At 49.5% G+C, this 10472-nt stretch carries 9 protein-coding genes and 1 pseudogene; 6 read left to right on the top strand and 4 right to left on the bottom strand.

The genetic code is table 11. The annotated features are described in order from the left end of the window. The 3 genes and pseudogenes from C1I60_RS08625 to C1I60_RS08615 all read right to left on the bottom strand — a co-directional run. Positions 1–170: cation transporter (locus C1I60_RS08625; RefSeq protein WP_252361640.1), on the bottom strand; the 170-nt coding region annotated here is incomplete at its 3' end. A 59-nt stretch (positions 171–229) separates the two neighbouring features. Beyond that, the gene (locus C1I60_RS08620; RefSeq protein WP_137061346.1) at positions 230–580 is read right to left on the bottom strand and encodes a metal-sensitive transcriptional regulator; all 351 of its coding nucleotides are present in this window, start codon (positions 578–580) and stop codon (positions 230–232) included. A gap of 117 nt (positions 581–697) precedes the next feature. Continuing rightward, positions 698–1928: pseudogene (locus C1I60_RS08615) on the bottom strand (multidrug effflux MFS transporter). Between the two features lie 204 nt (positions 1929–2132). Here C1I60_RS08615 and C1I60_RS08610 point away from each other — a divergent pair. From C1I60_RS08610 to C1I60_RS08590, 5 genes are all read left to right on the top strand, one after another. Beyond that, positions 2133–2726, top strand: a complete 594-nt coding sequence (locus C1I60_RS08610; RefSeq protein WP_137061344.1) for a DUF5317 domain-containing protein — start codon at positions 2133–2135, stop codon at positions 2724–2726. A gap of 283 nt (positions 2727–3009) precedes the next feature. Beyond that, positions 3010–4848, top strand: a complete 1839-nt coding sequence (locus C1I60_RS08605; RefSeq protein WP_137061343.1) for a bifunctional diguanylate cyclase/phosphohydrolase — start codon at positions 3010–3012, stop codon at positions 4846–4848. Positions 4849–5111: 263 nt separating this feature from the next. After that, positions 5112–6833, top strand: a complete 1722-nt coding sequence (locus C1I60_RS08600) for a copper resistance CopC/CopD family protein (protein ID WP_137061342.1) — start codon at positions 5112–5114, stop codon at positions 6831–6833. Between the two features lie 48 nt (positions 6834–6881). Next, on the top strand, positions 6882–7631 hold the full coding sequence (locus C1I60_RS08595; RefSeq protein WP_137061341.1) for a YcnI family copper-binding membrane protein: 750 nt from the start codon (positions 6882–6884) through the stop codon (positions 7629–7631). 202 nt (positions 7632–7833) lie between these two features. Beyond that, positions 7834–9081: a stalk domain-containing protein gene (locus tag C1I60_RS08590; protein WP_137061340.1), complete on the top strand. Its 1248-nt coding sequence runs from the start codon at positions 7834–7836 to the stop codon at positions 9079–9081. 109 nt (positions 9082–9190) lie between these two features. Here the strand turns inward: C1I60_RS08590 and C1I60_RS08585 are convergent, their stop codons facing one another. Then, entirely contained in the window at positions 9191–9574 is a 384-nt protein-coding gene (locus tag C1I60_RS08585) for a winged helix-turn-helix transcriptional regulator (RefSeq protein ID WP_137061339.1), read from the bottom strand. 187 nt (positions 9575–9761) lie between these two features. On the opposite strand from C1I60_RS08585, the gene C1I60_RS08580 reads away from it, so the two are divergent. Then, positions 9762–10436: an NAD(P)H-dependent oxidoreductase gene (locus C1I60_RS08580; RefSeq protein ID WP_137061338.1), complete on the top strand. Its 675-nt coding sequence runs from the start codon at positions 9762–9764 to the stop codon at positions 10434–10436. Positions 10437–10472: the final 36 nt, after the last annotated feature.

The following is a 10472-nucleotide window of genomic DNA, read 5'->3' as shown; positions in this document are numbered from 1 at the left end:
ACGGTTTTCAACGCTTCAACGTTCAGCTTGGACTCATCGTATTCTACAGCTACTTGTTTCGCTTCAAGACTGACCTTGCCGGAAGCGCCGACTTTCTCCAAAGCTCCTTCTACTGCCTTCACGCAATGATTGCAGCTCATGCCTTCTACGTTCAATGTTACTTGTGCCATTGTGTTTCCTCCTCCTGGATACTTCGTGTACCCGATTCATGTGTGTATGGATATTGCTCTTAACGGATCAGCTTCTTGACCGTAACCAGCAGCTCATCAATCACTTCCGGCTCTCCGGCCTGCATGCGCTCAATGACACAGCTTTTCATATGCCCTTCCAGCAGCAGCTTGCCGACACCATTCAGGGCGGACTGGACAGCCGCAATCTGGTTCAGCACATCGTCACAGTAGGTATCCTTCTCGATCAAGCCCTTGATTCCTCGAACCTGACCTTCAATACGGTTCAATCGGGATGTAAGACTGTTCTTGAATTCTGCCGAGTGATGACTTTTTCTGACGGCCTTTTCCCCCTCTGTTCCGCAATGAGCCTCATGGACTTCAGCGTTGGAAACAGGTTGCTCCTTAGCCATACATCAGCCTCCTGTGTTGTGTATATGCATTCATGCATTTGTTAATATGCTTCTAGCATAATATACCCCTATGGGGTATGTCAACCTTCCAGAAAAATGTCACCTGTTTGCCTTATTTCAGGCCTTCGCGCGCCCTTCCTTGGGCAAGCACCATAAAGCTTAACAACGCACCGACTTCCGCTATAGCGATGACGATAGCCATTGGTATAGGCGTTGTTCCACTGCCCAGACCCACCAGCGGCGAAGCGATGGAGCCAAGCAACAGAGGCAGCAAGCCGAGCATGGCGGACGCACTGCCTGCGGAGCGCTGCTGGCTTTGCATTGCCAATGAAGTGGTGGTGGTACTCACGATCCCGACGCAGGAAACAACAAAGAATAGCGGAACTAGAACAGCAAACAGTTGACCTCCGGTAAAAGCCACAGTAAGCAAACTAATTCCGGCTACAGCCGCAATCACCAAACCCGATAAGAGCAACTGCCGTTCGCTGAAACGGCCGACAAGCCTCCCGGTCAATTGAGAAAACAGTACAATCCCCAAACCATTAACCGCGAAAATAATACTGTATGTCTGAGGTGAAACCCCGAAAATATCCTGAAGCACGAACGGCGAGCCAGCGATGTACGCAAACATGGCTCCTGTAATGAGCGCCTGCGAGAAGGCGTATCCCATAAAGCGCCGATCCGTAAAAAGATGACCGAGTGTACGAAGCGTCTGCTCCAAACCACCCGACGAACGGCGGCTGACAGGCAGTGTTTCCGGTAGCCCCAACACGACGGCAATTAACATAGCCACCCCGACTACGCAAAGCACCATGAACACACCACGCCAGGATACAAAATTCAACAGAACACCGCCCAGCACAGGAGCAGCAATCGGAGCCACACCGTTCACAAGCATGAGCAGTGAAAAGAAGCGTGTCAGCTCTTTGCCCGAATATAGATCACGCGCAACGGCTCTGGAGATGACAATCCCCGCAGACCCGGTAAGCCCCTGAATAAAACGCAGCCCGATCAGCACGCTGATACTCGGCGCAAACACGCATAACAGCGACGCGGCGGCGTACAGGATAAGCGACACTACAAGCGGTCCTCTACGTCCTCTTACATCGCTCAACGGGCCCGCCACGATCTGACCTACGGCCAGACCCAGCAAGCAGGCGGTCAGACTGAGCTGCGCCAGCGAAGTCGTCGTATGCAGATTGTCAGCTAATGTTGGCAATGATGGCAAATACATATCTATGGACAAGGGTCCAAAGGCGCTCAATGATCCCAGAACAAAAGCAATCCATAAAATCCGGGATTTGGTCATATCTGCGGCAACCATTACCCTATTGGAAAACCGATTCATAATAACAACCATCCTTTTCTGAAAAATATGAAATATCACTGCAATATATCATGATATCACTCCTTTCGCCCCACTTCGAACAATTACACGCTAATCCGCAATTTTTTTTCGAAACTGCTACATATCAGGCAGGAATTTACCAATTTAAGGTCGAATCATACCTTAACCAAAACAAAAAAAATTTGCGAAAACTGGAGAATAGCCATGGTCTATGATGGAGTGCTGCTTGGTCTCATTGTAGGTCTGTTCCGAGGGGGCTGGCGACAGGGTTTAATTCGTTTCAGTCAAATTCGACTCATAGCTGGCTGGATGTTTCCTGTGCTGCTACTGGTGCAGTTCATTATTTTTTATGCTCAGGAAAAATGGGCCTGGCTTGCGTCCATAAACGGGTATCTGTTTATGGGCATCTATGCGGTTGGATTGATTTTTCTCTGGCTGAACAGGCACCACAAGGGATTCAAGCTTATTTTAATCGGAGTCCTGTTGAATTTTGTCGTCATGGCGGTCAATGGCGGCAGGATGCCAGTCTCGTTGAGCGCTTCTGAGGGGCTAGGCCCTTATTATACGGAAATGCTTAAATCTGGAAGTGTTATCTCAAAGCATTACATGATGGATGCGGGTACACGTTTATCATTTTTGGGTGATATTATTCCGCTCTCCAAGCCTTATCCACGTACGCAGGTGATTAGTATTGGAGATGTCGTCATGAACTTCGGGATGTTCCTGTTTATCCAAAGCGTCATGGTCGTGAACAAGAAGAAGGGTAATCAGCAAGAAATCAATCCCCGCCACGCCTAGTGCGTACCTTATTCCAAGGAAGGGAGGGAACCCTATGAAAAACTTGAAATATTCCCGTGTGATTATCAACGCTATTATCGTCGCTTCTGTCGTAATCGCTTTGACTTCCGGTTACAAAATCGGAGGCTAATTACCGATAAGGAAAAGGGAAGCACAGGCTCAACAAAACAGGCTGGATTCCGGCCTGTTTTTTCATGTGAAATTTTCGATTACAAAATTGTAAATTATCCCATTTACCCCCTGGTAGCTTTGACATCAAGATACGACAAGGCAGGAGAATGAAATGATGAGTATAATAAAAAAGCTGCAAGAACGGGTTAGCGCGACGGGATTATACGTTTTTCTCATATGTATGGCAGGCTTAGGCATCCTCTTGTATACGAACCATTGGTCCTTTATGCACTATTCGCCTACAGAGTGGGTCACGATCTACTCCCTGCTGGGAGCAGTTCTGATTTTGGAGCATTTTACCTTCCAACTGCCGCCAGCCAGTAACAAGCAATCGATGGACTCCTCCGTCTATCTCGCTTGTATTTTTGTACATGGTACTGAAATCGCTATGCTCATTTTATTGTTCAATGTACTCATTGCCGCAATCCGATATAGAGAACTGTCCTGGTGGAAGCACGCCGCCAATTTTTCCATCTATGCGCTCTCCATTTTCCTGTCGTCTGTCGTCTTTGAGCTTAGCGGCGGTACGCAGGGAGGCTTGAACGATGAGCATTTTACTGCCTACCTGCTGGCATTGTTCTGCTACTTTACGGTGAATACCATTACACTGGGTCTCTACTTTTATATCGCTTACAAAGGCTCTCTCAATGAGCTAAAAAAGGCTTTTCTCGCTGAATCCCTGCTTGTCTACTTATGCACACTCATCCTGTCTCTCGTACTGACCACACTGATTTACTACAACGGTATTTTGGGGCTTCTGCTGTTCCTTGCACTAAGTATGCTGCTATCCCACGCGTTCAAGCAGTTGTTTACGATGTACCGGGAAATTGAAGAAAAAGCCAACATGGACCGCAGAACAGGGCTGTACAATCACAGTTATTTTGAAAATGCACTCGAAACCGAGCTGAATATAGCCAGATCCCAGAATACGCCTCTCAGCCTTGCCCTGATTGATATTGATGATTTCAAAAAGTACAACGATCATTTCGGTCACCTGAAAGGCGATCAGCTGTTAGGATTCCTCGGAGAGATTCTCAAAAAGGAAACTTCCGGCTCCAATATTATCGTCTCCCGCTATGGCGGAGAAGAATTCACGTTACTAATGCCTGAGCATACTGCCGAGCAAGCCTACGAAACGGTCAATTCCATCCGAAAAAGACTGAATGATTCCCGCTACGAGGGTGTGGAAATTTTCCCGCACGGCTGCTTGTCCTTCTCCGCAGGCATTGCACAAAGCCGCATCGACATCTACGACAAATCACAGCTGGTCGATCTTGCAGATAAAGCACTGTACTACGCCAAGAAGCAGGGGAAAAATATCGTTCACACACACGGCAGTTTAAATGAACTGGAACGTGAAGTCGATCTGGGACAGGACATTCGTGATATTGAGCAGCAGCTTAATCTGTTTTTGTACAAGGATATTAATACCTTCAAGCATTCCAAACGGGTATTCAGATATGCAGCAGATATGAGCGAGGTGCTTCAGCTCGGCCCGGAGGATAAACGGCGGTTTATATTGGGTGCTCTCATTCATGACATTGGCAAGCTGGAAATTCCGTGGAATATTCTCAATAAAAAAGAAAAGCTGTCCTGTGAGGAATGGACGATGGTGCAAGCACATGTCGTGTGGGGCAAACGAATTATCGAGGCCAACGAACGATTCGCAGATCTGGTTCCTTTTGTGGAGCTGCATCATGAACGCTATGACGGGGGAGGCTATCCGTTCGGCTTTAAGGGTGAGCAAATTCCCCGGCTGTGCCGGATGTTGACGATTATCGACTCTTTTGATGCGATGACAACTGAACGCCCTTATCAACCCACCAAAACGTTTGAGGAGGCCATTGAAGAACTGCGAGCCTGCTCGGGTAGCCAATTCGATCCCGAACTAACGGCTATTTTTATCCACTATATTCAACATAAGCAACCTGCTTTCATGGATTCCGTGTAAACAGGCATATCATTCCCCACAAGCTCTTTCTCATTGCCCCTGCCGCCAGAAATCGCCCGGATTTCTACATCGGCAGGGGTTTTCATATGAATAGCACATGCAAAATGCTATTTATTTCAAATTTCATATAAATGTCATAATTCGCTCCATCTATTCACGCTGTATGTACTATGATTAAGATAAGGATTGGGTTTGTCCGTATAAAATGTTACAAATGAGGATATCCTCGCTTCAAATAATCGAGAGAAGGTGACTTCACAGGCATGTTGTACCTGTCCAGACCAGCCCGTGCGGCTTGTCTTCTATTGCTGTGTCTACCACTTCTTATCCTGTTTCCTCGCTCATCATGGGCCCATGCCTTTGTCGTTGAATCCAGTCCGACTGAAAATCAGGTTTTGGACAAGTCGCCTTCACAGGTGATCATCACCTTCAATGAGGATCTGCAGTCTGCCTTTATGTCGATCAAAGTGACCGATGAAACAGGTAAGCGAGTCGATACAGGAAAAGCACAGCTCAACCCGGAGCACAAAGCCACCATGGAAATCAAACTGATTCCGGGGATGAAAAATGGAATTTATACCGTTAATTGGAGAGCCTTATCGGCGGACGGACATCCGGTCAACGGAGTGATTCCATTCCAGGTCGGCAACGGTTCCAATGCGTATACGGACCCTGCGGCCGCCACATCCGAAGGCTCGGGGGTATCGCGGCTTGACCTCATTGCTACCCGCTGGTTGCTGTATATAGGACTGTCGTTGCTTTTGGGAGCGCTCTGTTTTGAGCTGTTCATCCTGCCAGGAACGAATCTAAGCAAGGTCACAAGTGAGCGGCAGAAACATGATCGACAGACAGGCATCACGTTACCACGCTGGTCCGCTCTGCTATGGAGCGGCTACGGTATCACGTCTGGCGCCATCCTGATCAGTCTGCCGCTTCAGGCATCCTGGGATGCCGGAATTTCTATCGGGCAGGGCTTTTCGTTCCCGATCCTTGGAGAAGCCCTCCAGTTCACGGGGGCGGGACAAATCTGGTTTATCCAGATGATTCTCGTGCTGGTGCTGAGCGTAGCACTGATTTACGCGTTGGATCACAGCATCTCCAACCGCCAGCGTCGTCTCTGGGGCTACGGCTCCGTCGTCCTGACGCTAAGCCTCATGCTGTCCAAGGCCTTTGTCGGCCATGCGGCGGCGGCTACCCATCCGGCTCCAGCCATCGCAGCGGACTTCGTCCATCTGGCCGCGGCAGCCTTCTGGATCGGCTCACTTGCCGTCATGGCATTGTGCCTGCCTGCTGCCGGTCCAGAGCTGCCCGTGTCCGAGCGGGCAGCTTTGCGGCAAGCGGCCCTGCGCCGCTTTGCCGGATGGGGCATTGCCATGGTGGCGGCGCTGCTCGCCACCGGCATGTATGGAGCCGTACTGTACGTCCCGGCTCCCTCCATGCTGCTGAACACGTCCTACGGACTCGTTCTGCTCGGGAAAGCAGCGCTGCTGCTGGTCATGCTGGCCTTCGCGGCCAGCCAATTCCGCAGCGCACGGCAAGCGGCGGCAGCCAAGCGTGCCGCCGGGGGCTTGCGCATCGAGCTGTCCATCGGCCTACTCGTGCTGCTGCTGGCAGCGGTGCTTACCCACCTGTCACCCGGTCAGGCACCTGCGGTTCCGTTTGAGGAAACTCGCACCGCAGGCGAATATAACGTCACGCTGGCGGTTAGCCCGAATGCGGTGGGTAGTAATGAATTTAAGGTTACTGTTCAGGATGCCAAAGGAGCCAACGTTACTGGAATCCAACAGGTCGCATTGACGCTCGTTCCAGAAGCTCCTGACAAAACCCGGCAGGAATTCGTTCTGCCTGTGGGACAGCTTCAGCCATTCCGTAGTCAGGAACTGATGACCGCCGAAGGAACATGGACTGTAAAGGTACATGCTCTGACCGCATCCTTGGATGCAGTTGACGCCGAATTTACTCTGCATGTCAGCCCAGTAAAATAACCTAGGACACGTAATTACAAATCTTTCAAACTAAAGGAGCTTATTTATATGAATACAACCCTTCAAACAGTGAAATTCAGATTTTCCAGGCTTGCGACCTCCATGGGCCTGATTGCAGCAGGTGCTTTACTTTTTGCGAGTATGGCCAGTGCACACGTGACGGTCAAGCCTTCCGTTTCACAGCCTAACGCCTGGGAAACGTACACGTTGAAAGTGCCTGTAGAAAAAAACATTCCAACCACCAAAGTGGCTTTGAAGATTCCGAAAGAAGTCGTTTTCAAGCAGTATGAGCCTGTACCGGATTGGAAAGTATCAACCGAAAAAGACAGCTCCGGCAAAGTAACCACTGTTACCTGGACGACCGACAAAGATGGCATCCAGGCGGGCCAGTATCAGCGCTTCAGCTTCGTGGCACAAAATGCGAACCAGAATACTGAAGCCGCATGGAACGCTTTCCAATATTACAGTGACGGAAGTATCGTGGAATGGACAGGCGATGAAGGAAGCAACAATCCGCATTCCATTACAAAAATCACGGCTGATGCCACCTCCGAAGCTTCGGCACCTACCGCAGATCATGGGCATGATTCGGCTGGTGCAGCCGCAGGCCATACAAGTTCAGACACTGCTAAGGATAGCAGCAATCCTGCGTCCGCTTCGAATAATGCTACCGAAGCCGCCCCTGCCGCTGCTGCCCCTGCCAGCTCTGCTGCACAAACGACAGCACTCGTTCTCTCGATCATCGCAGTCGTGCTTGGTGCGGCAGCCGTCGGCATTGCGCTTAAACGTCGCAAATAAGCTTTAATTGAAAAAAGAAAAAAGCTGGCACCTGTAAAAAGGTGTCAGCTTTTTTATGGAAAATAACGATTTACATATTGGGTTTCATCTCATCCTATTCATTTCACATTTACCTATCTATCATTTTTTTTGGTAAAATGGTAGAAACCTCACGATTCTAACATGATAGCTTTGTAATCTATGATGCATAGGAGAGTATAAGATGAAAATCGTAAATAAGGCTCTGTTATCCAGCGCCATCTTTCTGAGTGCCGCAGCAGGTATCTATAGCCCGTCTGCGCAGGCAGAAGCGGGGCAGGTCAGCATTGTGCTGGACGGATATCCGTTACCGTTCCCCGTACAGCCCGCAATGATGAACGGCACGACCATGGTCCCCTTTCGTGCTATTTCTGAGGCTCTTGGCATTACGGTGAAATGGGATCAAGCCAGCCAAAGCATTACCGCTACCAAATCACAGAACTCTGTAACCAAGCAGGTGGTGCTGAAAATGGGTAACCGCAATGCGACCGTCGACGGGCAAACGGTGCAACTAACAGCCGCACCCCAAACCGTGCGTGGCAGCACGATGATTCCGTTAGGCTTCTTCGGACAGCAGTTTGGAGCCACGGTCAACTGGAATCAGGAAACGCGGACGGTATCCATTATATCGCCGCGTGAGCCTATGTATACAGTGGGATTTTACGCGCTATCTTCCTTCGACCAAAAATCCAAAATACCGGATTTTAACGCGGTAGCCTTCGGCTGGAGCCGAATTGATGCGAATGGGCAATTTACGACCAGCGGCAAGGAATACAAATGGCCTCAAGCCGCTGGCACCGTAACACCGGAGTCCATTGTGCAGGAGGCAGACAGTCAGGGGACTTCCCCTTACCTGATGGTCTATTCTGGAGACGGCAATCACGAACTGACCAAAGTTTTGGAAAATGTACAGCTTCAGGAGCAGACGATTTCCCAAATCGTCAGCACCGCCACCGACAAGCAGTTCAAGGGCATTACGCTGGATCTGGAGGGACTGGGCTGGAGCGGAGATAAAGCCAAGGCGCGTTCAGACTACAACGCCTTCATTCAAAAGCTGTCGGCCAAAGCGCATCAGGCTGGACTCAAGCTCACCGTCGTCCTGCATCCGCTGAACAGCTCTTACTCAGGTTACGACTACAAGACGCTGGGTAATCTGGCGGACGATCTGATCATCATGGCCTATGACTACGGGCAAAAAGCGACGCCTGAACCACTCGATAAAGTGGACGAAGCCATAAAACTGGCCTTGAAGGAAACCTCGCGGGACAAGTTGATTTTAGGCATCTCTATGGGTAGCGAAAAAGACAGCACCGTCAACGCCAAGATCGGTCTGGCCAAACGCTATGACCTGAAAGGAATCGCCATCTGGCGACTGGGCATCATTGGAGAAACCGCCTGGACGCAGATGAACCAATCCATCGAGTTCAAATAAATAATTTTTCACAAGAACGTCTCGCCCTTATTCCGCCCGCTGATGAATTTCATGCGTCTTCCATGCGAAGCTCCATGAGTTCATCAGCGGGCTTTCCTCATTTCACACCTCAACCAGAAGGCTTCCCGCACTTGGAATTGGCCGCTACGGGCTCACAGGTCTGTTCCCCATAGAAGACACCCCAGTCTCTCATAAAATCCAGCAACGGTCTCAACGTATCGCCCAACGGGGTAAGCGAGTATTCCACATGCGGCGGATTCTCGTTATAGATTTCACGGTGTACGATACCGTCACGTTCCAGCTCACGCAGTTGCAAGGTCAGCATACGCTGCGTAATATTGGGCAAGGTCCGTCGAATTTCGTTATACCGGCGCGGTCCCGTGGTCAAATGATATAAAATGACCCCTTTCCATTTGCCGCCGATAACCCCTACGGTTTTCGCTACCGGACATCCAAAGTTCACGCTAACTGTATTTTCCATCTCTTGCGTCATGGTTTCCCCTTCCTTCTGCCGATGATAGACCGAAGTCTCCAGACTTATGACAAGGAACAAATATGTGCGTACTTGTTCCTGCGAAAAACTTTTTATATGATGACTATACATTCGATATCAGCTCTCATTATAGTAGCAGAAAATAAATGGAGCACCAACTTAACCCAAACCGGAAGGAGTACACTTCATGTCTAATACATCAGCTAAAAAACAGGAAATTCTGGATGCCTTTCTGTTCAGACATGCCACCAAGGAATTCGATCCTGATCGCATCATACCGGAGGAAGATTTTCAATTTATTCTCGAAACCGGCCGACTTTCCCCAAGCTCCGTCGGCTTTGAGCCGTGGCGATTTTTGGTCGTACAAAATCGGGCATTGAGAGAAAAGCTGGCTGCGGTTTCAAGCGGGGGCCAAAAACAGATTCCTGCTGCCAGCCATGTTGTCCTGATTTTGGCACGCAAGGATGTTCGTTATGATTCCCCGTATGTGGAATATATGTATAAAGAGATTAAAGGGATGTCTGAGGAAGACTTTGCCTCCCTGCCGGGCCGATATAAAATCTTTCAGGGTGAAAATCAACGCCTGCTGGAAAACGAACGTACGTTATTCGACTGGGCTTCCAAGCAGACTTATATCGCCTTGGGCAATATGATGACAGCAGCGGCTCAGATCGGCATTGATTCCTGCCCGATTGAGGGATTTAACTACGAACAGGTGCATGCCATTTTAGAGGAAGAAGGACTGCTGGAGGACGGACAACTGGATATTTCGGTCATTGCTACCTTCGGTTATCGCGCTCATGAACCCAAGCGGGAAAAATCCAGACTGCCGCTGGAACAGGTCACACGCTGGATTCTGTAACTAATTATCCCCCTATTAGACAATGACACTGGAACA

The organism is Paenibacillus terrae, from assembly GCF_005217525.1.
Lineage (GTDB): Bacteria > Bacillota > Bacilli > Paenibacillales > Paenibacillaceae > Paenibacillus > Paenibacillus terrae_C.
Note: the sequence above shows the minus strand (reverse complement) of the source record. Positions and strands in the feature narration are given on the sequence as shown.